Source organism: Leptospira stimsonii (assembly GCF_003545885.1).
Classification (GTDB): domain Bacteria; phylum Spirochaetota; class Leptospiria; order Leptospirales; family Leptospiraceae; genus Leptospira; species Leptospira stimsonii.
This window is the reverse complement of record NZ_QHCT01000001.1, coordinates 1,117,393-1,140,808: the sequence shown is the minus strand read 5'-3', so window position 1 is coordinate 1,140,808 and position 23,416 is coordinate 1,117,393. Positions and strand designations below refer to the sequence as shown.

Annotated in this window: 22 protein-coding genes and 1 tRNA gene; 15 read left to right on the top strand and 8 right to left on the bottom strand. The window is 41.1% G+C overall.

Annotated elements, in window-relative coordinates:
• Positions 1–75: 75 nt before the first annotated feature.
• Together DLM75_RS05555 and DLM75_RS05550 are read left to right on the top strand one after the other, a co-directional pair.
• A tRNA-Val gene (locus tag DLM75_RS05555) sits at positions 76–152 on the top strand.
• Positions 153–217: 65 nt separating this feature from the next.
• A complete protein-coding gene (locus tag DLM75_RS05550) occupies positions 218–1,423 on the top strand; it encodes an MFS transporter (RefSeq protein WP_118967475.1) in 1,206 nt (401 codons plus the stop codon).
• A 74-nt stretch (positions 1,424–1,497) separates the two neighbouring features.
• On the opposite strand, the gene DLM75_RS05545 is transcribed toward DLM75_RS05550, so the two are convergent.
• Entirely contained in the window at positions 1,498–2,373 is an 876-nt protein-coding gene (locus DLM75_RS05545; RefSeq protein ID WP_118967474.1) for a HEAT repeat domain-containing protein, read from the bottom strand.
• Positions 2,374–2,422: 49 nt separating this feature from the next.
• Positions 2,423–2,983: a polyhydroxyalkanoate synthesis regulator DNA-binding domain-containing protein gene (locus DLM75_RS05540; protein ID WP_118967473.1), complete on the bottom strand. Its 561-nt coding sequence runs from the start codon at positions 2,981–2,983 to the stop codon at positions 2,423–2,425.
• 76 nt (positions 2,984–3,059) lie between these two features.
• On the opposite strand from DLM75_RS05540, the gene DLM75_RS05535 reads away from it, so the two are divergent.
• From DLM75_RS05535 to DLM75_RS05520, 4 genes are all read left to right on the top strand, one after another.
• Entirely contained in the window at positions 3,060–3,932 is an 873-nt protein-coding gene (locus DLM75_RS05535) for a hypothetical protein (protein WP_118967472.1), read from the top strand.
• Between the two features lie 151 nt (positions 3,933–4,083).
• Positions 4,084–4,515: a GNAT family N-acetyltransferase gene (locus DLM75_RS05530; protein WP_118967471.1), complete on the top strand. Its 432-nt coding sequence runs from the start codon at positions 4,084–4,086 to the stop codon at positions 4,513–4,515.
• Between the two features lie 8 nt (positions 4,516–4,523).
• Positions 4,524–4,718 (top strand): KTSC domain-containing protein, encoded by a 195-nt coding sequence (locus tag DLM75_RS05525; RefSeq protein ID WP_118967470.1) that lies wholly within the window; start codon positions 4,524–4,526, stop codon positions 4,716–4,718.
• A gap of 75 nt (positions 4,719–4,793) precedes the next feature.
• On the top strand, positions 4,794–5,261 hold the full coding sequence (locus tag DLM75_RS05520) for a MarR family winged helix-turn-helix transcriptional regulator (protein ID WP_118967469.1): 468 nt from the start codon (positions 4,794–4,796) through the stop codon (positions 5,259–5,261).
• Positions 5,262–5,318: 57 nt separating this feature from the next.
• On the opposite strand, the gene DLM75_RS05515 is transcribed toward DLM75_RS05520, so the two are convergent.
• On the bottom strand, positions 5,319–5,855 hold the full coding sequence (locus tag DLM75_RS05515) for a peroxiredoxin-like family protein (RefSeq protein ID WP_118967468.1): 537 nt from the start codon (positions 5,853–5,855) through the stop codon (positions 5,319–5,321).
• 204 nt (positions 5,856–6,059) lie between these two features.
• On the opposite strand from DLM75_RS05515, the gene DLM75_RS05510 reads away from it, so the two are divergent.
• Entirely contained in the window at positions 6,060–6,989 is a 930-nt protein-coding gene (locus DLM75_RS05510; RefSeq protein ID WP_158586445.1) for an alpha/beta fold hydrolase, read from the top strand.
• A 51-nt stretch (positions 6,990–7,040) separates the two neighbouring features.
• Here the strand turns inward: DLM75_RS05510 and DLM75_RS05505 are convergent, their stop codons facing one another.
• The gene (locus tag DLM75_RS05505) at positions 7,041–7,586 is read right to left on the bottom strand and encodes a GyrI-like domain-containing protein (protein WP_118967466.1); all 546 of its coding nucleotides are present in this window, start codon (positions 7,584–7,586) and stop codon (positions 7,041–7,043) included.
• A gap of 570 nt (positions 7,587–8,156) precedes the next feature.
• On the opposite strand from DLM75_RS05505, the gene DLM75_RS05490 reads away from it, so the two are divergent.
• The 3 genes from DLM75_RS05490 to DLM75_RS05480 are packed head-to-tail and all read left to right on the top strand — an operon-like array spanning position 8,157 to position 10,412.
• Positions 8,157–8,993, top strand: coding sequence for an ankyrin repeat domain-containing protein (locus tag DLM75_RS05490; RefSeq protein WP_118967463.1), 837 nt, complete (start codon positions 8,157–8,159; stop codon positions 8,991–8,993).
• Positions 8,990–9,676, top strand: a complete 687-nt coding sequence (locus DLM75_RS05485) for a TetR/AcrR family transcriptional regulator (protein ID WP_118967462.1) — start codon at positions 8,990–8,992, stop codon at positions 9,674–9,676. Before DLM75_RS05490 ends, DLM75_RS05485 begins: the two co-directional genes overlap by 4 nt.
• Before the next feature lie 19 nt (positions 9,677–9,695).
• Positions 9,696–10,412 carry a PPK2 family polyphosphate kinase gene (locus DLM75_RS05480; RefSeq protein ID WP_118967461.1) on the top strand — a complete coding sequence of 239 codons (717 nt, stop codon included), beginning with the start codon at positions 9,696–9,698 and terminating at the stop codon, positions 10,410–10,412.
• A gap of 273 nt (positions 10,413–10,685) precedes the next feature.
• Here DLM75_RS05480 and DLM75_RS05475 read toward each other — a convergent pair whose 3' ends face one another.
• Together DLM75_RS05475 and DLM75_RS05470 are read right to left on the bottom strand one after the other, a co-directional pair.
• Positions 10,686–11,444: an LIC10244 family PerRA/PerRB upregulated protein gene (locus DLM75_RS05475; RefSeq protein WP_118967999.1), complete on the bottom strand. Its 759-nt coding sequence runs from the start codon at positions 11,442–11,444 to the stop codon at positions 10,686–10,688.
• A 283-nt stretch (positions 11,445–11,727) separates the two neighbouring features.
• Entirely contained in the window at positions 11,728–12,489 is a 762-nt protein-coding gene (locus DLM75_RS05470) for a YqjF family protein (protein WP_118967460.1), read from the bottom strand.
• 206 nt (positions 12,490–12,695) lie between these two features.
• On the opposite strand from DLM75_RS05470, the gene DLM75_RS05465 reads away from it, so the two are divergent.
• The 3 genes from DLM75_RS05465 to ccrA all read left to right on the top strand — a co-directional run bounded on the left by DLM75_RS05465 (position 12,696) and on the right by ccrA (position 16,305).
• Complete coding sequence (locus DLM75_RS05465) at positions 12,696–14,111, top strand: zinc metalloprotease (protein WP_158586444.1); 1,416 nt, start codon at positions 12,696–12,698, stop codon at positions 14,109–14,111.
• A 22-nt stretch (positions 14,112–14,133) separates the two neighbouring features.
• On the top strand, positions 14,134–14,658 hold the full coding sequence (locus tag DLM75_RS05460; RefSeq protein ID WP_118967458.1) for a hypothetical protein: 525 nt from the start codon (positions 14,134–14,136) through the stop codon (positions 14,656–14,658).
• A gap of 399 nt (positions 14,659–15,057) precedes the next feature.
• A complete protein-coding gene (ccrA, locus tag DLM75_RS05455) occupies positions 15,058–16,305 on the top strand; it encodes a crotonyl-CoA carboxylase/reductase (RefSeq protein ID WP_118967457.1) in 1,248 nt (415 codons plus the stop codon).
• A 240-nt stretch (positions 16,306–16,545) separates the two neighbouring features.
• Here the strand turns inward: ccrA and DLM75_RS05450 are convergent, their stop codons facing one another.
• Positions 16,546–17,529: a phenylacetate--CoA ligase family protein gene (locus DLM75_RS05450; RefSeq protein WP_118967456.1), complete on the bottom strand. Its 984-nt coding sequence runs from the start codon at positions 17,527–17,529 to the stop codon at positions 16,546–16,548.
• A gap of 354 nt (positions 17,530–17,883) precedes the next feature.
• Here DLM75_RS05450 and DLM75_RS05445 point away from each other — a divergent pair, with 354 nt between their 5' ends.
• Both DLM75_RS05445 and DLM75_RS05440 read left to right on the top strand, forming a co-directional pair.
• On the top strand, positions 17,884–20,760 hold the full coding sequence (locus DLM75_RS05445) for a SpoIIE family protein phosphatase (protein ID WP_118967455.1): 2,877 nt from the start codon (positions 17,884–17,886) through the stop codon (positions 20,758–20,760).
• Positions 20,750–22,372 (top strand): N-acyl amino acid synthase FeeM domain-containing protein, encoded by a 1,623-nt coding sequence (locus DLM75_RS05440; protein WP_118967454.1) that lies wholly within the window; start codon positions 20,750–20,752, stop codon positions 22,370–22,372. Before DLM75_RS05445 ends, DLM75_RS05440 begins: the two co-directional genes overlap by 11 nt.
• Here DLM75_RS05440 and DLM75_RS05435 read toward each other — a convergent pair.
• Positions 22,362–23,297, bottom strand: coding sequence for an alpha/beta hydrolase (locus DLM75_RS05435; protein WP_118967453.1), 936 nt, complete (start codon positions 23,295–23,297; stop codon positions 22,362–22,364). The genes DLM75_RS05440 and DLM75_RS05435 overlap by 11 nt on opposite strands.
• Positions 23,298–23,416: the final 119 nt, after the last annotated feature.

Below are 23,416 nucleotides of genomic sequence, written 5' to 3'. Positions count from 1 at the left end.
AAAATTCACCGAAGCTTCCGGATCGGATTCTTCTTTACGAATTAAGAGGGACGCAAATTCTGGAACGCAAGGTAAGGGGGATTAGCTCAGCTGGTTAGAGCGCTACCTTGACATGGTAGAGGTCACTGGTTCGATCCCAGTATCTCCCACCACCCTTCCTTCGAAAACGCGTCGAATTTGTTTTTAGCGTCGGGAATTCTCCTTCAAGATTCTCCATATGCCCGAATCTCGCAAAAAAATCATCACACGAACCATTCTTGTTCTTTCACTCGTGAGTCTTCTAACCGACGTCGCTTCGGAAATGCTTTACCCCGTTCTTCCCATCTATCTCAAAGAAATCGGATTTTCGATTTTTCTCATCGGAATCTTAGAAGGAGTCGCGGAAGCGACCGCCGGTTTCAGCAAGGGTTCATTCGGAAGAATGTCCGACCTTTCCGGCAAAAGACTCCCCTTTGTTCGTTGGGGTTATTTTCTGAGCGCGATCTCCAAACCTCTGATGACCTCTTTCATTTCTCCGATTTGGGTTTTTCTGATTCGAACCACCGATCGTCTCGGAAAAGGAATTCGAACTTCCGCTAGGGATGCTCTTCTTTCGGATGAAACCACGATCGTGAACAAGGGAATGGTCTTCGGTTTTCATCGATCGATGGATACGTTCGGCGCGGTCTTAGGTCCCGTTGGAGCTCTGGTTTTCCTTTATTTTTATCCGGGACATTATAAGGAATTGTTCTTGTTCGCGTTTCTTCCGGGAATTCTCGCGATCGGTTTTACGTTTTTGATTCGTGAGAAACACAGAGAGCCGATTCTAAAAAAGAAAGGCGAGAATTCTCATTCGATCCTACTCTTTTTTCAATACTGGAAAACTTCTCCGGCTTCTTACAGAAATCTTTGCAAAGGGATTCTACTCTTTTCTCTTTTTAACGGATCGGACGTGTTTCTTCTTCTAAGACTCAAAGAATTCGGACTCAGCGATTCCGCTTCGATCGGAGCTTATATCTTTTACAATCTCGTTTACGCGGGCACGGCTTATCCTCTCGGAATCTTGGGCGATAAGATCGGATTGAAGAGCCTTTTTATCTTCGGACTCGGTTGTTTTGCTTTGGTTTATTTCGGAATGAGTTTCGGAACCTCTTCCTGGGTTCTCTGGGTTTCCTTTTCGATCTACGGAGTTTTTGCGGCTTCTACGGAAGGGATTTCGAGAGCTTGGATCACCAATCTTGTTCCTCAGACGGAAACCGGAACTGCATTAGGAACTTTTAATGCGTTTCAGAGCTTGTGTATGATTCTCGCGAGTTCTATCACCGGATTTCTTTGGACTCAGTGGAATTCCACCGTCGCCTTGAGTGCGTCCGGGATCGTAGCACTGGTCGCAGGAGCTTATCTCTTTTTCTCGGAAGCTCCCAAAAAACAAAAAAGCCCCTGAGGTCATCAGGAGCTTTCATACACCGGTTTGGTTTGATTTTTATTTAACGAACGAGTTTAGAATTTCGATTTTCCTTATTCCACGGAAATCACAGAAATAGACGGAAGTTTAAATCCGAGAACGGTTCCCAAATCTTTACGAATCTGATCGCGCACGGTCTGTTTATCTTCCACAAGAAGCGCCTCACGAAGATAAAATTCCGCGGCCTTCAGATCCACTTCTCCCAATGCCATGGAAACTCTATAACGCACCATCGGGCTTTCGCTCTTCAACATATCGCAGAGAACGTAAAAATTCTTATCCGCGACCTTCAGAATTCTCACGATTGAATTGAGAATCGCCGCACGAGTGAAGTCGTTCTTTTCCTTTTCCAAAGTGGAAACGAGAAAGTTTACGGTTTCCTTGCGATTCATGTATTTTAAACCGTCGGCCGCAGAAGCGCGGATATAATAATTCGGATGACCGAGCGCGTTTACGAGAACGTCTTCGGATTCTTTCGCATACGGATAACTTCCGATCGTTCTCAGGATTTCTCCCGCGGCGATGACCATCGTATAATCGTCTTTATTCGTAAAATACGGTTCGTCCTTTTCGGTGATGGTCGGTTCGATCTTTTTGTATTCTTCGATCGTAGGTTTGATCGCAGATTCTTGATCCATCACGGAAAGAGCTTGAGCGATCGTATATTTCAGGTAGGGATGATTCTCCAAAGATTTAGGAACTTTCGGATTTCCCTTGAGAGCGTTTAAAAGGGGACGAACCGCGAGTTTATTGCTTACGAATTTGAGGTAATCGGCGGCGTCGACTTTCTCTTCGTAAGAACCGGATTCTAACTTTCGAATCTGTTCGAAGTAAGCCCTATCGGCGTATTCCATCGCCTTATCGGAAGAGAATAAAGAGGCAGTGCAGATAGAAAACAGAAAGATAGAGATCGAAATATTCTTAAACATGGAATTCCCTCTCTTGTAATATCGGTTTTTAGAATCTCTGGTTAAAGTTTCAGGCTTCCTTTTCTTTTACGCTTTCCGCAATTTTGCGGATTTTTTCCGAGAGATCTTCCAATGGTAAATCGGATTCCGTGGATTCTTCCAGCTCTTTTCCGATTTTTTTGAGGTCTTCTTGGATTCGAAGCTTGTTCTCGGAAGCCCGAGTCGCCATATGAGTGAGAAGATCGTCCCTGTATTCCGTCGCCAACTCTAGTTTGAGTTCACCCAACGAAATCATAGACTGGAGAATTTTTTCGAGCCTCTCTCTGGTGAGATAACTGGCTCCGATGCCGCCTAAGACCAATCTACCGAAAAGGGAACTGATATCCTTGCCCGTTTCTCGAATCAAAGCCGAAAGCATAAAATTGGAGAATTCCTCGTTTCTTTGTCCCAAAGAAACTTTGAGAAAGGTTTGTCCGAGAATCTTAGGAGTAATATCGGAACCCGACATATTATCGATCACACGAATCTCTTCTCCGTTGATGATCATCTCAGCAACGTCCTCCAGAGTAATTGTCTTACTCGTTTCCGGATCGTAGAGTCTTCGGTTCGCGTATCGTTTGAGGAGCTTCATTTTAATTGGTTGCGTCTTTTACGCATCGCACAATTCTAGAATCCGTCGCAAAACCCTTCGGTCAAGCAAAATACCCATGCCAAGCCTATTGTTCGATTGTCTCCTCCTAAACGGACTTACTAAAAAGGAGGAAAAACTTCTTCTCTCCCTTTTGGACTGGAAAGAAATTTCCTTTTTAGAATGGTCGAATGCGGGAAGATTTCCGGAAACAAAGGCCGGAGAAATCGTAATTCGGAAATCCGTGGAAACAGATTCCTTACAGACGGCCTTGGATTGGTCGAAACAACCTCTTCTTATCGGGAGAATCGATTCTAAACTTTTGAAAGATCTTTTCGACCGCGGTTTGAATTACTTTTTAAATTTAGAATCTTCTAAAATCATCGACATCCCATTGGAAGAAATTCCGCAGAGAAAGGGTTTGCATTCGATCGTGGTGAGCACCGATTCTCTTCTTTATCAAAGGATCCGGGCTCATTTGAGAGCGATGGGATGGGAATGTTATCCTTGTAAGGATCTATCGATTCTCAAAGACCGATATAAAGAATACGAACCCGGAATCCTATTCTTAGATTGGGAACGAATGAACGTCAAAGAAGCCGTGGAACAACTTAAGAATCTTCCGCAAAGACCGACGTTTCCGCCCATCATCGGAATCAGGGACGTAAAGAGGGAGAATCTCTTCCAAGATCTTTCCTTGGGAATTCGGGACTACTGCCAAGAACTATATTCAGAAAAAGAAATATTAGGAATTCTGAATCATTCAATCCAGAGCGAAGAAAGGGAAAATATCGGCGCTGAAAATCAAAAAAGAATGATTTTCGAATTTAGAACCGGGATTTTACCCACCGGTATTCGAATCGAAAGAATCGCTCCGACTCAGTTTTCAACGGATCGACTTGAAAAAATCAAACTCAGGAATATGTTGAGTTGGATGCAACCATTTCTCTGATTCACTGTTCGGACAAACCGAGTGCAATCGAAATAACTCTTGAAGGCGGACTTAAAGTCCGGTTTGAAGTAAAATAAAGGTTGCGGAATCCGTTTTTTACCCACCGCCGTTTTTCGCTTTTAAAACGAGGATTCATCCTGAACCTGGGATCATGAATTCGATCCAAATCAAACCAATCGAAAGTCCGGAAGAAATCCTTTCGACGTTTCCCGTGATGAATCAATTGCGACCGGATCTAAAAAAAGAAGAATATCTTTCACTCGTTTCCTCCATGATGAAGGAAGGTTATCTTTTAGCCGCCGTATCGGAGAATTCCGAAATTTGCGCGGTCGCCGGTTATCGTTTTGGTACGATGCTCGCGCGCGGAAAGTATCTATATGTAGACGATCTTGTGACCGATAGCGAAAAGCGCTCCCGAAGTTTCGGAAAGCTTCTTTTCGATTGGCTCATAGAAGAAGCGAAAAAAAGAGACTGCGATCAGTTCCATCTGGACAGCGGGGTTCAGAGATACGGCGCACATCGATTTTATCTCCGGGAGAGAATGATCCTATCCGCACACCACTTCGTATTAATGCTAAAGTAGAATTTAGAATGTTAGAAACACATTTTATATCTTCCCCTGAAATCGAATCCATCGGATACGACGCGGAGCACAAAGAGCTTCACGTTCGTATGAGAAACGGAAAAGAGAGAATCTTATATTACGTCGAAAAACAAACCTACTCGGAACTTATGCAATCCGGTTCCAAAATGGAATTCCTGAAAAAAATGAATCCTTCCGTTTGATCTCCTCCTCGAATTCCTCAATTATTGTTGAAGTAATCATTTCCTATATAACAATGAGCGGATTGAGAAAAAACGATGCCTCGTAACAAAGAAAAAAAAACTTCCCAACTCATTGATACCGCGTTCGCGTATTATTTTCATAGAACGGATCGTCTTTTAAGACTTCATTTTACAAAACTGATGTCCGATTACAAAGAGGATATCACCGTGGAACAATGGATTCTTCTCAACCAATTATCCGCAACTGGATCGGCCTCTCAAACGGATCTTGTGGATAAAACGTTCAAGGACAGACCGAACGTCACTCGTCTTTTGGACGGACTCGAAAAGAAGGATTTCGTACAAAGAGAAGACGATCCGGACGATCGAAGAAAATTCCAAGTGGTAATTACGAAAAAAGGAAAAGCGTTGCTGGAGAGAACCTTGCCGCTTATGATAAAGGAAAGAAAGTTTGTCTACAAAGGACTCAGCAATTCCGACTTACAAGTTCTAAAAAGAATTTCTGAAACGATAGAAAACAACGTTTTAGACGGAAGAATCTAAGTTGTTTTCCCGTTTCAGAGCAACGACTTGCACAAGCTGATCCTCTTAATGTAAGGGTCAGTTTAGATACGCTTTGATGTCTTCCAATGAAATATGATCCGTCACTTTTTTGGAAAATTTAGCGATCTCGATTTTCAAGTCCGGACCGATTAAAAATTCCGCAGGCATACGATCCATTTTCATGCCGGGAACTTTTCTCATCTCAAAGCCTAATTCTTCCGCTTCCTTCATTTCTTTCTTACCTGTCAAAATCGTACGGATTACACCAAGCCAAGATCGTTCCACGTCGTAAAGCTTATACAATTTGTTGGAGGGATCCGGCACCAATGTAAAGGGGATAGCCTGCTTTCCTACGCTGTTCCGAATACTTTCTTCCGAGGACTCGAACACCGCGACGATTTGAAGACCTTTGTCCTTAAGTTTCGGATACGCTTTTAAAAGCTGGTGTACTCGCAAATTACAAAGGGCACATTCCGCGTTTCTAAAAAAGGCCAGAAGTGTGTATTTCCCTTTCAAATCCGAAAGGTGAATCGTTTTTCCAAGGTAATCTCTTACCATAAACTCTTTGGCCTGGTCACCCGTCTTTAGTTTCATATAAATCTCCTTTGATTCTATACCGAAGATTAGACTCTTTTTGTTGCCTATGCAACAATTATTTAGGCACTTTCTTTAAATATTTTATCACCCCTCCCCTTTCTTTCTTGCAAATTACGGAAATCGACTTCAATGAAAAGGGAAACTTCCGGGAATCAAAAGATTCTTGACTTTCCTTTCAAAAGTCTTAGGTTCCTAGGAAGTATGAAACGAATTCTAATCCTTGCGTTGACCGTTCTCGTTGCGATTTTAATTCTCCTTCCGTTCGTTTCCGACGGAGAAAATCAAATTCTCAATTCGGAAACTCGATCCAAAAGTGGAGGAACGTTTATCGAGACTCCGGACGGCTTTGTACATTACAAATTCGATGGCCCTAAGAACGGAGACGTCGTAGTTCTCGTTCCTGGATTCTCTAATCCTCTGTTCATTTACGAACCGTTGTCGAAGATTCTTCAGGAGGAAGGATTTCGAGTTCTTACGATGGATCTTTTCGGAAGAGGACTTTCCGATCGACCGGATACGATTTACAATCCGGAACTTTTTGAAAGAGAATTACTTCATTTATTCAAATCTTTGAATATTCAAAAACCTGTAAACTTGATCGGAACTTCCATGGGAGGGATTATCGTTGGTCAATTTACGCTAAAACACCCTGAAATGGTCAAAAAACTTGGCTTGATCGCTCCTGCGGGTTTTCCGATGGAACTTCCTTTAATCGGAAAATTGACGAGACTCCCTTGGATCGGCGATTACTTTACGAAAACCTTTGGCGATAGGGCAATTTTGAAAGGTTCGAAGACAAATTTCTACGCGCCGGAAAAATTTCCGGATTTCAATTCGATCTATAAGGATCAGATGAAATACATCGGATTTAAAAGAGCGATTCTTTCCAGCCTCAGAAATATGCCCTTAGAATCCTTTCAGAAAGAATATGAAAAATTGGATAAGATCCCGATTCCTAAATTGCTGATCTGGGGAAAAGACGACAAAGTAGTTCCTTTCCAGAATAGCGAGGCGGCGCTCAAAACATTTCACGGAATTGAATTTTTCCCTTTAGAGAACGAAGGACATATTCCACATTTTGAATCTCCGGAAAGAATTAGGCCGATACTTCTTTCCTTTTTGAAAAAGTAAAAAGCCGGAAGTCGAAACGAATTCAAAGAATTCCCACTTTTTAGATTCTTTTTAATCCAAGGGAACCAAATAGGTTGTTTTGTGTTCCGTTAAGGGCTCGTAGATTTCCATCGAGTATTTTCCTTTCAGTTTACAGCCTTTCTCTTCGCAGGCTTGAAATACTTTTGGATAAACCTTATAGATTCCTAAGAAGATCGAAAGAAAATTCTTCAAAGGAAAGTCGGCTAACACATACTTCTGCTCCGGAATCGTTCGTAACTTTAAATCGAGAGAAAGTCCTTCGGGAACTTTCGACAAGGGTTCCGTTAAAATCGCACCGACCTCACAACGAAGTTTTTCTTTCGGAACCTCGTTCGGATTGTCTAAATAGATTCCAAAAAGTTTAAAGTTTTGAATCCCTTTTGCAGGGAGTTCCTTTTGTAGAATTTCAAAAGTAATTCCAGTGTTTCGATAATCACCGATTCTCTCGTGCGATAAAACATAGAACGGGCCACGATTCTCTTCTTTTACTTGAACGCGATCGAACGCACCCATGTAAAATAAGAATCCGATCAAACCGATCGCCATGATCAAGGTTGAGAAAGTTAAGATTTTCATAGTCACCTCATAGACTTCAGATGAGAAAGAATGAAATAGGGAAAACAAAGTTCAAGAAATATTCTAAAAAACGAATAGAGGATTTCGCGTTCCCAAAGTTCAATCGAGCGACTTATTTGTAAGCGGAACAGTTTCCTTGATCTTGCAAAAGGAACGGTTTTCGAAAGAGTTTCTTTCGTAATCAAACCGTATGGGATTTTCTCATTCTTCGGAATTCTTTTTCTAAAAGTAGATCGGATGCTCACTTCGAAAAATCATTTCGTGTTTTCGTTCCCCGAAAATTTGATTTCCCTTAGAGAAATTTTTTCTGGATTTCTCGATTTCAGAAACAGGTTGATGCCCTCCCAATTCGGATCTACAAACGGGAAGGACCTTTTGGATTTGGTTACGAATCCTCTTTTTTCCTTTTCCAAATCGAGTTTGGGCCGTATTGTTCGACTTTCTTCTCCGCTCCCTGAGTAAACTGTGGAAAAGATTTTTTTCTTTTTTTTGAACGTGTTCATTTTTTTGACTTGAGGGAATTCTCCATTGGAGATAAATTTGAACATGTTCAATTTTGGAGAATAAAAAATGAAACAAATTACCCTATTGCTCTTCACATTCCTTTTCGGAATCCTTTCTTCCTTATCAGCGGATTCTCAAAGCGGTTTTTTTGAAACCGTTCGGAAAGGAGATTTACTAAAAATTGAAAAGGCTCTCGAAAAAGAACCGGAATTAGTTGAGTTCACCGATAGCAGAGGCAGGAGCGCCGTGTTCTATGCAATAGAAAGCGGAAACCCGAAGGTTTTGAAATTGATCCTCGATCGTTACAATCCGAGCGACAGAGCGGATCTTTCCGGTGAATATCCGATCCATGTTGCGGCAAAATATCCCGATAGTAAAATGTTGGAATTATTGGTGGAACGAGATTCTTTTTTGGAATATCTGAACCGTAACGGAGAAAATGCTTTGGATGTCGCTTTACAATATGGAAATACGAATTCAGCCGCATTCCTGATGACAAGAGGATTGAAGGTTTCCAAACGCCAATCCGGCCCATTTACAATCGGACTCTATTCCGCCTATCTCATCATCAGTATTCTTATGACCGTGTGGGTCGCGAGAACACTTTTCAATAACGGTAGAATTTTCCTGGTTCAGATGTTTAATGGAGAAGAGAAATTGGCGGATTCCATCAACCATCTCTTAATCGTAGGTTTCTACCTGATCAATATCGGCTATATCAGCCTTTCCTTGACTACCAGTCAAAAGCCTTTAGATCTGGCAGAATGTATCGAAGTCTTAACCACAAAAGTGGGTATCGTTCTTTTGATATTAGGAGCGATGCATTTTTTCAATCTATTCTTGTTTGCAAAGTTCAGAAAGAAAATCTCATCCAGTTTTGGAGAAGCTGAAGCCAGAGCATGATTCGAAAAAAAATCAAATCCACAGGGGAAACCGGTAAGTCTCAACAGACCCGGTCTCTCCTTTTTAATACCGCGATCTCGTTATTCCAAAAAGAAGGATACGACCAAACCACGATGCGAGCGATCGCTCAAAAAGCGGGACTCGCAGTCGGAGCCACTTACTATCACTTTAAAACAAAAGAAGACATCGTCCTTGAATTTTACAGACTCACTCAGGAAGAAGCTAATATTCAAAATATTGAATTTTGTAGAACCGAGTTGGGACTAAAGGCAAGAGTAAAAAATATTATCCGTTTTAAACTCGGCCAGTTTCAGGGATACGAAAAGTTTCTACACGTTCTTGCGCGGAGCGGCGGTGATCCGAAACATCCACTGTCTCCTTTTAGCAAGGAAACGGAACAAATTCGAGAAGACGCAATTTCACTTTTCAGAAATGCGATCGAAAGTTCCAAAGATTCAATTCCGGATGATTTGGCCGCGGATCTTCCTTTTTTATTCTGGCTCTTACAGTTGGGCTTCATCTACGTCTGGTTATTCGATTCTTCTTCGAAGAAGAAAAAAACGGAAATTCTTATTGAAAAAGGTTTGGATCTCGTTTTTCAACTTCTCAAACTGTCCTCTCTTCCGATCTTTCGATCCGTACGAAAATCCATTCTATCCATGATCGAACTTTTTAAAAACTAAACTCTTAGAGGTTTTCGAAATGAATTTAAAAGACGTCGAAACAATCCCTTCCGCGGATAAAACTAAAGAAGAGGTTCTTCTTAAAACGGCGGAATATCTCAAAGATCTCGCCAAACATCAGGAGAAGCTGTTCGCAAAAAAAGAGAATTCCGTTTTGATTCTTTTACAGGGCGTTGATACCGCAGGTAAGGACGGAACCATAAAACACGTTTTTTCAGGATTGAACCCTTTGGGATGTTCCGTTAAGGCTTGGACAAAACCGAACTCGGAAGAAGTCCAATACGATTTTCTTTGGAGAATCCACAAGTACGTTCCTTCAAAAGGAATGATCTACATTCACAATCGTTCCCACTATGAAGACGTGATCATGCCTTTGATTCTCAATACTCTTCCGGAAAAAAGGATCAAGGAAAGAATGGAATCGATTCGTAACTTCGAAAAACATCTTTCGAGGGAAAACAACACACTCATTCTAAAATTCTTCTTACATATTTCTAAGGAAGAACAGAAAGAAAGAATCCAGGAAAGATTGAATGATCCGGACAAAAAATGGAAGTATGATCCTTCGGACGAAGTAACTCAAGATCGATGGGATGAGTATCGGTCCGCGTACGAGATGATCTTCAACGAAAAGGATCAGGAAAAAGAATGGAATCTGATTCCTTCCGATAAGAAGTGGTACCGAAATTATAAGGTTGCGAAAATTATCTGTAAGGAATTGGAGAAACTCGTTTAATAAATCGAGATCCCGAATCCTCTTGCGGAAAGGATAGAAAGAGGATACAACGTTTTGAGAACTTGATCGACGATCAAGTCACCTCTCTGTCAAATCGATTTTCTCAGTATCCTTCTGTAGGAACTCCCGCAAATTTGATTCAAGGAGCTTGTATTTTTTAGAATCAAAAAACGATTCAATCGAATATTCCATTTATCTAAAAAGAAGGCCGGGATTTTCACCCGGCCTTTTCTATCCCCTAACTAAGGAATCCTTTTCGCGTAAACTTTGAATCTAGAAATCTCGATTCATTTCCCGTTTCGAAGCGAATAAACCGAGTATCTTCAATTGTGCTTCTTTGACTTTTTCCGAACCATCATACGAATCGTCGGATTTCATCAGTTCTTTCATCAACCAGCGGGAAGATTCTCGGTCCATAAAATCCAAGACCTGAATCACAAGTTTTTCCCGTACACTTTTGAGCGCACCCGCCAAATCGGGAAGACTGACTTGTCTCAGAAGATCTTTTAGTTCGTTATGAGAAAGAGAATGGAAAGCGCGGCTCAAAAGAATATCAGAATCGATCTCCGGTTTGGAATTACAAAACTCCGCATAAAAGTCGTTGAGAAGAATCGTATCGATCTCCTTTCTTTTTTGCATCACGTAATCCCAATAATTCTGCTGATACGATTCGCCAAAGAAGGATGCGATTTTTTCCAAAAATACGGATATATGCATTTCTTTCTGAATCGCTTCCATTCCTTCGAGGATGATAATTCTATCTAAAAGTTCCTTCCCTTCGTAATTTCCGGATAGGATATAACCTTTCAAAATATTTCGGACGTTTTCCGGACCCATTCCGATTCCCAAAAGTTCGAATCCTTTTCTTAACAGAAACGGATGTTTTTCGGAATTGAATTCATCAATCAAGAAATACTTTCCAAAAACATAACACTTTTCGCAGAGTTCGAGCATCATTCCCAAAGTTATTAAACTTTGTTCTTTTTCGCTGTCCTTGCAAAAAAGCTGATTCGGTTTAATGTGTGCCAGCATGTCTTCGATTCTCCGATATCTATGATAGTTCTTCCGAACGTTTTCCGATCCCCAAAACGGATCGGAAGCCGACAAATTGGTTTCGCAGAAAGATGCATCAATAGACGAAGAAACGGAATTCTTTCGAACTTTTTGCTAAAAAATTCTTTTTTATAATTTAAAATTCCATTCAAATCCGTCTTCGTAATCCTTTTGTTTTAGCATTTCTTAACCTTTGGAACCAATTCGATTCCATTTAAAAAACGATCCGCTGAAAATGAATGTAAGAACTAAAAAAAATCTGCTAAGAAATCGGCTCCAGAGGATAGAGCAGAACCTGAATCGATTCGGAATAGTGAACCAGAAATGTGTCCTCTAGGACGGGAATGCCATGACTTTGGAGAAGCTCATTTTTACGAATGATACATTTTCCTTTTTGAAGCGGCCAAGGAACGTGATGAACTTCTCCTCTATATATTCTTCCATTAGAATCTTGAGAATAAAGACAGTATCTTTCTGTGAGCCAGTTTTCCAGAGTTCCCGGTTTTGATCGATACACCTCGGAGATGGGTTTGTATTCGGCGTGAAATTCCGCAGTCGCCGCGCGACGATCTTTTCTCAATGAGAAGAATTCTTTTTGATTTTCCTCTCTTCTTATTAACATCTTCGCGTTGAGATAAGGAAGATAAAAAAACTTTCTTGCGATCTCGACAACAAGACGATTGCCCGCGTCCAAACTAAAAAAATAAACTCCTTGTTTTTCTCCGTTCTTTACATAGGTCCGAACATTCAATTCCGGAAAATAGGAAAGCCATGGTAAAGGTGGAAGATAGATCGGCCTTACCCCTCTCATCCGAAACGGAACCAAACCTATATAAGCTTTTCCTTCAAATAGATCGGCTTCCAGATCCTTCGGCAGAACTTCTTCTAAAAATTCTTTCGGAATCTCCCAGTGTAAAAAAGCCAATTCCTCCCAATATTGAACCATAAACGGTTCCGATTTTGGCAAGGGCCAAGGCCGATGCGATATTTGTTTTTGAACGTTTTGAATGGAAGAAGGAATCATTAGAAGAATCTTATGAATCGAATGATTTCAGGAAATATATTTTCTATGTTTTTCTTCCGATTTTAACCCTATTTTCTACGACTTTAGTTTCCCCTGCCTCCACCATTATTTGTATCTTTTCATAATTTTTTATGATTCTTTCAAAAAAAAGGAAGGCACTGTCTGATTCGTTTCCACGAACTGATAGGTATAGAAAAAGGTTCGAAATGAAAAAGTATGTTCTAAAGCTAATTTTAGGTTTTTTCCTCATCACTTCGTTTATCCATTGTCCCGGTGGCGGCGGAGGTTCCGACATGACTCCGATTCTATTTTTGTTGACGAATGGATCTTCCAATTCGGGTAACAATAATTCATCGACGAACACCTCGACTACACCCTGTCTCGAAAAAAATTCCTTTACGATCTCGAGTGGCACTGCTTGGACTTTCAGCGGTCTTCCCTATTTTTATTCGAACGCACGGACTTATACGCTCTCTCCTTCAAGACCTTCTTCGATCTTTTATGTAAAACAAGATCATACGTTTACGAATCCGAATGCAGATTATAGACCTGTTTTCCCCTCCTTCTACGATTCGAACGGAAACAATTATCAAGGAAGGGAGATTTGGAACGTCTTTACGGCTACTTCCATGAGTCCGTACGGTTACAACGGTTATTATTATGTGAATCGTTTTATCAACAATACCCTATCTTCTGGCCAAGTGAACGCGGTAGATTTCAACTTCCCGACCAATCCCGGCACGATCAACGCAAGCGCTTCGATCATCACAAACTGTAGAACCTTGGATCCGGACGAACGATCCTTCTCTGCGGCAAGCGGGACTTCCAGCTCCAACGGCTTGAGTAAAGTTTGGTCAAATCGTAAAAAATTGAACGTGAATCTTATCTTTATTAAGGACGGTAACACTCGGGCTTATCCGAATCCGACGCAGGCCGGTTTGCAAACGGCGCTCGATCGTTGGAAATCGATTTATTCTCAGAACTCGGCTAAGATCGACATTCAATTTACTTCGACAGAATTGGATTCTTCCGAATTCCTAAGTCTTGCGTCATTATCGACCGACTCCTATAACACGACCGGCAGTTTAGGAAAACTTTTCTCTTCCACTTCTTCGGTCCAATCCGATGTCGCATTAAATCTTTATATTGCGAGGGACGAAACGGAAGTCGGAGGCGTTCTCGGAATTTCAGGCGGAATTCCTGGAACCGTCGGCCTCAAGGGGACTCCTCAATCAGGAATGATCGTATTTATCGAACCTCATCGTTCTTCGGGTGCCCTCGGATCGATTCTGAGTGCCGCCGATCAGAACTTTTTAGGCGACACGATGGCGCATGAAGCTTCTCACTTTTTAGGATTATTTCATATCGTGGAAAGCGCGGGTCAAAGCGGGGCGGGTATTCCGAATTATACGATGGATCCGCTGATCGAAACTCCGATCTGCACCTCCGCGAGAAACACAAACGGAAACGGTAGAGTCGACATCAGCGAATGTAGCGGGACCGGTTTTTTCGATTCCGGTTCACTGAATCTCATGTTTTGGGCGGGAGACGGCGTGACCCAGCAAACTCAACTTACCGGAGAACAAGGATGGGTTTTAAGAATGAACCCTCTCGTTTATTGAATAAATTAGGAATATAATATATATGAAAAACTTAATTCTTACATTGATCGTTTTGACGGTGTTGGTTCCACCTTTGATTGCGGGAAATTTAGACCCGCAAAAACTCTCCGAAATCCGATCCGTCTTATCGGGTACGAGACATCTAGAAGATTTAAACGAACTAAAGACGAATTTAGAGATCTACGAAGCGGACCCTTCTCCTTACCTGATTGCGATCATACAAGAATCCGGAACCAGAGTTTATGTCAGAACGAGAGCCTTGAACTTACTTCAATTCTACCCTTCAGAAACGAATTCTCAGTTTTTAGAATCTAAAATTTCCGCAAATAACGAGCACGAATCCGTTCGGAAATTCGCGATTCGATCCTATGCTATTTCGCAAAAAAGCCAAACCTCCAAAGTGGAAACTTTTTTAGGAAAGTATCGCCATGATGCGAACGTTGGAACCTTCGTAAATCGAACGTTGAAAGAATTCAGCTCGAATCAAAGTTTGGAAAAGAAGGATCCTTTCAAGCGACAAATTGACAGAACTCATTTGAAGAAGTAGAAACTAGAGTTTGGTAGTGCCCAGATTTGGCTCGCCTTTGTTCGTAAAGAGCCGCTTTCGAGTTCTTCCATACGGCTTTCTTGTAGGAACTCCTGCGGTTTCCTAATTTCAAGTGCGGATTCTTATTTCAAAAAAAGTAGGAACTCCTGCGGTTCCCTGATTTCAAGTGCGGATTCTTATATCAAAAAAAGTAGGAACTCCTGCGGTTCCCTGATTTCAAGTGCGGATTCTTATATCAAAAAAGTAGGAACTCCTGCGGTTCCCTGATTTCAAGTGCGGATTCTTATATCAATAAAAGTAGGAACTCCTGCGCAACGGATCTGAGTTCCCCCGAAAAAACGCGGGAACTCCCCTAAAAATTGGTGTAGATGAAATACCAAAGTTCAGAAATCTGTGCTCATGAGCCAAATTGAATCCGTTCCAATCGGAACCCTCCCACCCTTGGGACAGGTTCCTAAAAAAATGTATGCACAGGTCGTTCGTCCCGAGCGTTTCGGCGATCCGATCAAAGCAATTCAGGAAGAACTCATCGATGTTCCAGAAATAGCTCCGGACGAGGTGCTCGTCGCGGTAATGGCCGCCGGTGTAAATTATAACAATGTTTGGGCCGCTCTCGGATTTCCCGTAGATGTGATCGGCGCAAGAAACAAAAAAGGTGAACCCGAAAAGTTTCATATCGGCGGATCCGATGCGTCCGGTATCGTTTATAAAGTCGGCGCCGATGTTAAGAATGTAAAGGTCGGAGACGAAGTCGTTCTTCACTGCGGAATCTGGGATAAAAACGATCCTTGGGTAAAAGCAGGAAAAGATCCGATGTTCGCACCTTCTCAGTTGATCTGGGGATACGAAACGAACTGGGGTTCTTTCGCGCAATTCTGCAAAGTGCAAGACCATCAGTGTCTTCCAAAACCGAAACACCTTTCTTGGGAAGAAGCCGCCGCTTACATGTTAGTCGGTGCGACCGCTTATAGAATGCTTCATCACTGGAAACCGAACGACGTACAAAAAGACGACGTGGTTCTGATCTGGGGAGGAGCGGGTGGACTCGGTGCAATGGCGATTCAAATCGTAAAAGCCGCCGGTGGAATTCCAATCGCGGTCGTTTCCGAAGACGATAAGTTCGACTTCTGTATGAAGTTAGGCGCCGCGGGTGTCATCAACCGTAAGAAGTTCAACCACTGGGGAGCTTTGACTTCCGAGATCAACAAGATGGAAAAATTCGCGGAATGGACTAAGTCCGCGCGCGAATTCGGAAAGGCGATCTGGGACATAGCTGGAAAAGGAAATAACCCGAAGATCGTTTTCGAACATCCGGGAGAAACCACGATTCCAACTTCTATGTTCGTTTGTGAAACAGGAGGAATGGTTGTCATCTGTGCGGGAACCACCGGTTTCAATGCGACCGTTGACTTACGTTATCTCTGGATGAGACAAAAACGTCTTCAAGGTTCTCACTTTGCAAACGACGAAAACTCAAAAGGTCTGAACGACCTCGTGATCGAGAAAAAAGTGGATCCTTGTCTTTCCAAAACTTTTGCTTGGAACGAGACCGCTACTTCTCACCAGTTGATGAAAGAAAACAAACATCCTGCTGGAAATATGTCCATTCTCGTAGGAGCCGATAAACCGGGATTAGGAAAAAAATAATTTCCAAATCGGTAAGTCGTAAAACCCCCGAAAGCTAAAAAGGTTTCGGGGGTTTTTTATTTTTCTGAAAAATATCTCGGGCGCGTTCTGCGGTCGATCTTCCGAAGGAAAGAATAGGTCTTTAAGTTCCGCAGAACCGCGCTCTTAGCTCCGGTCAAGTTATTGCCAAAGAAAAACAGAACGAAGCGCGACCCACTCGCAATAACTTGACCACGCTTCGATCGCTCGCGCGGAAAAATCTTAAACCAAAACCGGTAATTTATTAGATGGGTGAATTCGATTCAATTTTTGTTTTGAAAAAGAATACGCTTTCCCCTTAATCGAGTATGGTCCGATCGTTTCAGGATCTCCTGAATAGAAAATCTGACCGCGTTGCGAATCAATCTGAACATTGGTCAGACCCAGATTCAAGAGATCTTCCACTTCCTCTCTGTATTCAAAAGAACGATCCCCTCTTCTTCTTACATCTATGATCTTTCCGGACTGACAAAGGACATCGTCACCCATATCGTAAAACTTGCCGATCGGAAAGAGAAGATCGGCAAAGTTATCCCTTACGATCAAAGGATGCCAACCATCCGTTTCCATCGGAATCTGAAAGGAAAATCGTTCGTTCTGAAGCAGGTAATTTGTTGGATCCGTCGCATTCTTAAAGATTCTCAGTGCAACAGCGGGCATTTCGGTGGAGCCATATTGCTCGATCAGTAGAATGTTCGGAAATCTTCGAAATATCTTTGTTAGATCGGAAGAATAAATTCTTTCCCCTCCAAGTTTGATAGCTTTTAGATTTTTCAAAAAAACAGCCGAATCGTCGACTAACTCCCGAACAACGCTTGGATAACAAGAAATTACATTAGGATCGAACGTATCCAATTGATCGACCTCATCCAATTGAAACGACCTCATCGTGATCGATCCCATTTGTAATTTTACCGCCGCCTCCGTATGAGAGATTCCTCCAAAAAGAGCGATTCTTTCCGGATAAGATTGATAAAATTCGGCATAAGGACGGATCACCCTCTTTGCGATGTCGGCGACATCCGCTTTGGAGCGCGGAATGAGCAAGGGCTCGGAAGTGCTTCCACTTGAGGCTTGAATTATGATATCTTCACCCAAAGATTCCTTTCGAAGAAAGGCATCCCGTTCCAGCTCGGTCAATCTTCCCTTTTTTAGGATTTCTAAATATTCAGTTTTGAGATAATTCTTTCCAACATATTGTTCCATTTTCACCTTCTTTCGCTTTTAGCGTCTGTTATTCCTATCTCAGTTCGGTATATCGAATATTCTACTATTGAAAAGTCCTAATGTAGAACTTTTGCATTGAACCAAACGATATCCTTGGAGAATGATCCTGATGCGCCGCATCAAAACATAAAACGTTTTCAAAACCAGATGGCAATACTTTGATTTTCAATTCTAATCTAATCGTCGCTATGCGTAACTGGTTTTTTTCATTCTATCCGTTCTATAATAATCAAATTTCAATGAGGAAATAAATTAACAGTTTGACTCTATAATTTCAAGTCCATTTAATATCCCTTCAGAATTTTTCATGCATTTATTCGAAAAGGAATTACAATGGCGAATTTTCTTCAGCTCAACTACTACTCGATAGGCTATATCTCAGGAACGATATTCTCCTCCTTTCTCCTGGTTTACCTTTTGAGTTTAAAGGGAAAGTCTAAACAAACTTGGCTCTTAGTTGGCTATTTCTTTTTTGCGCTACTACTGAACCTCGGCTTCGTTTTAAGAACCAGCGTTTTCATTTCGGAACTTGCAAAGCCTGCGAGCTTTATAATCGCACTTTATACTTGTTTTTCGAATTTAGTTTTACTTTCTTTCATCTATTCTTTTCCGAAAAATCGTAACAAAAAAGAATCCTACTTCTCTTTTATCTTTGTAGCGGCGCTCGGACTTTTCGGTTATACATATTATATATTAAATAATCTTAATTCCGAAGTCTTCTACAACTTCGAGACTCAACTTTTTGAATTTCAAACTCCCCAATCCACCGCTCCTATGGGCCTAATCCACTTTCTGACTTTTTTGTGGATTCTTTCCGTAATCTTTCGAAAGACCGTGAGCGAGGAACGCGAATTCAGAAAGATTGAGAACATGAAAGAAAATCGATTCTTTCACCTATTAAGCCCTAATGCGAGAATGTTGCGCTCCTTTGGTTGGGCGGTTATCTTGCATACTTGTTTCTCCGCTGTTTACGTTTTATACGCGGCTAAGAAGATCTCATTTGCCGACTTTCAACTTCTCCTTACTTCCGCTACCAGTTTACAATTGTTTATCTATACCGTAATATATCTAAATAATTCTCCACAACCTTCGTCCTTTATGGTTAAGATCGTAGGCGTTACCTTAGTTTCTACGCTCACGATCCTTAGCATCGTATCAAGGATCACGTTTCGTATCAATGAAACCTATTACGACGAGGCTAGAAACATAGAAGTCGAAACAATTCTCAAGAATATTCCTAAATTAAATAAATCTGTTATTCCGGACGACGTTATATACGTATCCTCAAGACCCAAAAGTGACGGATTATTCGCCTCTTCTTTTAAAATAGAATATAAAAAATTGAATACGATTCAGCAGAAGATCCTATTTCAAAGTGAAGCGAATGAAATGGGAAAATATCTAAATCGACTTCAAAAAAAATCGGTTTCTTCCAAGGAAGAATGGAAAGATTACTACGGAATCGAAGAAAGTTCTTCCACCGCTGTTTCGAATCGTATGTATCGGTCTCTTAAACTTCCGAGCGGCGAAACCATTCTTCTGATTCGTTATTTGATTAAGACCGAAGATATGATTTTCGAGGTCGCCTTTCCTTATTCTTCCTATTTGCAAATGGTTCATTCGATCGTACTAAAAATGGCGATGTTGATTGTATTTACCGCACTTTTGATTCTCCTCCTTTTTCCTTATCTTTTCCACGGAGGTTTGATTCGTCCTTTGATGCTTCTTTTAAGCGGAGTAAAACAAGTCAACGAGGGAGAGTATGACGTTTCCGTTCCTGTTCAGGCGGAGGATGAAATCGGATTCTTATCCAGATCCTTCAATCATATGGTCGCTTCGATTCGTTCGGCGCAGGAGAAACTAAAAGAATATGCGGAGACTTTGGAAGAAAAGGTGGTGGAAAGAACCCACGAGTTACAACAAAGCTTGGAAAAAGTTCAAGAGTTAAAAACGAAACAAGACGCGGACTATTACCTTACGTCCCTCCTTATCCAACCTCTCGCTCAAAATAAATCCAAATCGGAAAACATTTTTGTGGAATTCTTAACCGAGCAAAAAAAGAAATTTCAGTTCAAACGATGGGCTTCGGAAATCGGAGGAGATCTTTGTGTATCAAGCAAGATAAATCTGAAAGGAAGATCTTACACTGTCATCCTAAACGGCGACGCAATGGGTAAATCGATTCAAGGTGCGGGCGGAGCTTTAGTTCTCGGATCTGTCTTCGAAGCCATTTTAGAAAGGTCAAGAAACTCTTTCGACGTAATGAATCTTTTTCCGGAACGTTGGTTAAAAAATACTTTTATAGAACTTCATAATATATTCACGAGCTTCGATGGAACCATGTTGGTTTCCGTCTTTGTTTCTCTTCTTGATGAAGAATCTGGTTTACTTTACTACATGAACGCCGAACATCCTCTCCCGGCCTATTATCGAGACGGAGTCGCAAACTTTCTACCTCATCGATTTTTTTATAGAAAACTTGGAATGCCGATCAATATGGAAACAAGCCTTCATATCAATACTTTTCAATTTCAACCCGAAGACGTTCTAATCATAGGATCAGACGGACGAGATGATATTCTGATTCAAGGTGAAAATGGAACAAACATGAATGAAAATGAGGATTTCTTTTTAAGATGTGTAGAGAAAGGAAACGGTAATCTTCAAGAAATCGTTAAGGAGATAAAAATTGCGGGAGAGGTTACTGACGACATATCCTTGATACGGGTTGAATATAAATTAGGAAACGTACCAGAACTTTCCGAATCGGATGAAGTAAATAAGACATACGCGAAGGCGAGAAACGAGTTTAAACAAAAAAATTACGATGAAACGATTCCGCTTCTTGAAGCGATTTTAGAGAAAGATCCTATTTACAGGAAAAATCGGAAAATTCTCAAACTTCTTACGAATGTCTACATTCAGAAAAAAGAATATCAGAAGGCCGCCGAAGCGGCGTTAAACTATAGCAACGCGACGCCCGAAGATTCGGATTGTCTATTTATCATATCTAAATGTTATAAAAATTCAGGTAATTTAAAGAACGCCACTGACTTCGGGGAGCGCTTGAGACTACGAAATCCGGAGCACAAACAGAACTTGATACACCTATCTGAAATTTACCAGACCGCCGGCGATATTAGTCGTGCAACGATGCTGATAAATGAAGCAAAATACTTTGAAAATAACGGAAACCACAATGAACTTTGAAGATACATTAGTTTCGAACATTAAGAACGTAAAACAGTATGCCCCGTCCACGGAAAGAAGACAACACGGGCGAATCGACGTTCGTATGGGAGGAGATATCTTGTTATTCGCTTCTCATCCAAATTGGAAGGAAGCGAAAGAATTTCGAGTTCTCGACTACTCATCTCTCGGTCTTGGAATAGAAAGTCTGGACAAAGATCTTCATTTGTTAAGCGAAGATCTTAAAAAGAATATTTCAATACAGGTAGATTTTCGTCTTTCTCCAAAAGATACAAATCCATATAGTTTCGTCTGTAGGATCGCAAATCGATCTCAAAAGGAAGACCAACCCATAAGACTGGGACTCCATCGAATTTTAGGCTCGGAAGATCTTTTTCAAGATCGATCGGAAACTATGATGGAGATCTCGGATCAGATTCCTCTTTTCGGATTGATGGATCATCCTTTTCTCTATGATCAAACCTCTCTCATCAAGGTTAGGAGAATCGCGAGAAAACGATTTCTTATCGAAAACTATGACCAATCCTTAGCTATCTTCCCTTCGATGGAAATTGTATTTAGTCTGAATCTTTTTAGCGGAAACGAACCGATTCATGCAAAAGTGGAGGCGGTCCAACCCATCGCAGGTGGAATCAGTTTTATTGCGAATATAGATTTCCTTTCCGAAAATACGGAGAAAGCTATAGTACGATATTTTTTAAGACTCATCGATATAGGACCTTTTTCGCTTCGTAAATTAGGATTCAATACGGCTAATATCAAGAATATAATGACGTATAGATTCGTGAAATCGCAACAGGAGTATGTCGAGGTTCTAAAGTTAAGGAAACTTGCATATTCTGCCGTAAAAAAATTAAAAAAAGAGGCGGACCTATCGGACGTCTCGCATTGGTATGATCCAAATAGTAGAATCATAACCGCCTGGCACCATAATCGGCTAATAGGAAGCGCTAACGTATTCTTCGCTAATGGAGAGGATATACCTTTCGAATTGCAAAGACATATTAAACCGGAAGAATTCAAAAAGTTACCAAACGCGAGAGATATGATAGAAGTAGTCGGTTTGTGTATGCATCACGATTATCGAAAAAGCGATATTCTTATGGGTATATTTGAACGTATTTTTCACGTTCTAATTACCACGAATAAATCCTATATCGTGGCCGCTACCGATCCTTATCTTTGGAAAGTCTACGAACCGCTTGGCTTTGAAAAAACCGGAATTAAATATACACTTAGGAAGAACGACAGAGATTTGATTTTGGACGTAATAATGGTTCACCGGCGAGTAGGCACTTACGGCGGCCTAAAACTGGATCCGATGCGATGGAACGAACTCTACAGGGATATGTCAAGATATCTTGACGGACAAGGGGTTTTACCTAAAACAATGGGGTATAAGATCCTTTCTCCGATCTATAAAACATATATTGAATATGCTAAATTTATGGATAATTCCCAGAGAATGATAAAAGAAACGCAAAATGGAATCATTCAATCGAACATCGTAAAAAAGGTTCTGGATTATGAAATCATAAAACGTTTCATAGATAGTTATCAAACCGACTCCGCAAAAAATAACGCAGAAACGGAAATGGATGCTAACGACTAATAAGGTTATAGAATGGGGCTATCCTGTATCGGATAATGAAAGAACGAATGATCCTCTCGTATTCTTGAGGATTCCGGTTCCAGTTTTCACTGTGTTTTGCATTCCATTGTGTTAGGTGGAGTTCTTTTTCTCTTACCGATAATTTAGAATAAATTCTTTCCGAATGCGAAGGTAAGGTAGCAACGTCCGCGGCAGAGTGCATCAGCAAAGTAGGTGTTTGTATCATCTCGGCGAAGGATTCGGGAGAGGAATCTTTCAAGTCAGCCCCGGAACGTACGGATGCCAACCATATCGCGGAAGGCAACATCGTTAAGATGAGTTTAGAATATTGAACGATTGCTCTCTCGCGAAAAACCACAGTCGCTTTACTATAAGATGAATCCGCTAAAAGGAATGAAAACCTCTCTTTTGATTTAGCCGCGGCCAAAAGGGAAATGGCGGCACCCATCGATTGACCGGCAACCGCTATTTCCGAAGACTTCAATCCCGTTCGATTCTTAAACCATTGAATGATTTGCAAAAGGTCGTCCTTTTCATAAAAACCGTATGTGGATGAATCACCTGAACTCAGACCATGATAACGAACGTCATACACTAAAGAAGGACAGCCGAGCTTGTAAAAAAACTGAGCGTATTTAAGCACTGAAAAACGTGTAACCGTATAACCGTGCGTGATTACAGATCCACATCGATTCTTATACTTCGGTTCAAACAACCAAGCACGAATGGTAACGTCCTTTAATTTAATTGTCACTTCGGACGGAGGATCATTTAATCCCAATTTGGCGAAAGAAGCGATTGCCTGTTCTCTGCGATCTTCTTCCAACGTTTTTGTCTTAAAATGTATAATCTGATCCGAAAAATAGAATACGGCCATCGCATAGGATATGCTGACTACACTAATAAAAAAAATTATTCGCCTCATTTCATGGCTACCATTTGGAAAACGTAAACTACCCAAACGAATGCTTCAGTCAATCGAATATTGCTTATTTTATGAACGGAATGACAAAATTTTTTTATCTAACAATTGAATAATTTAAA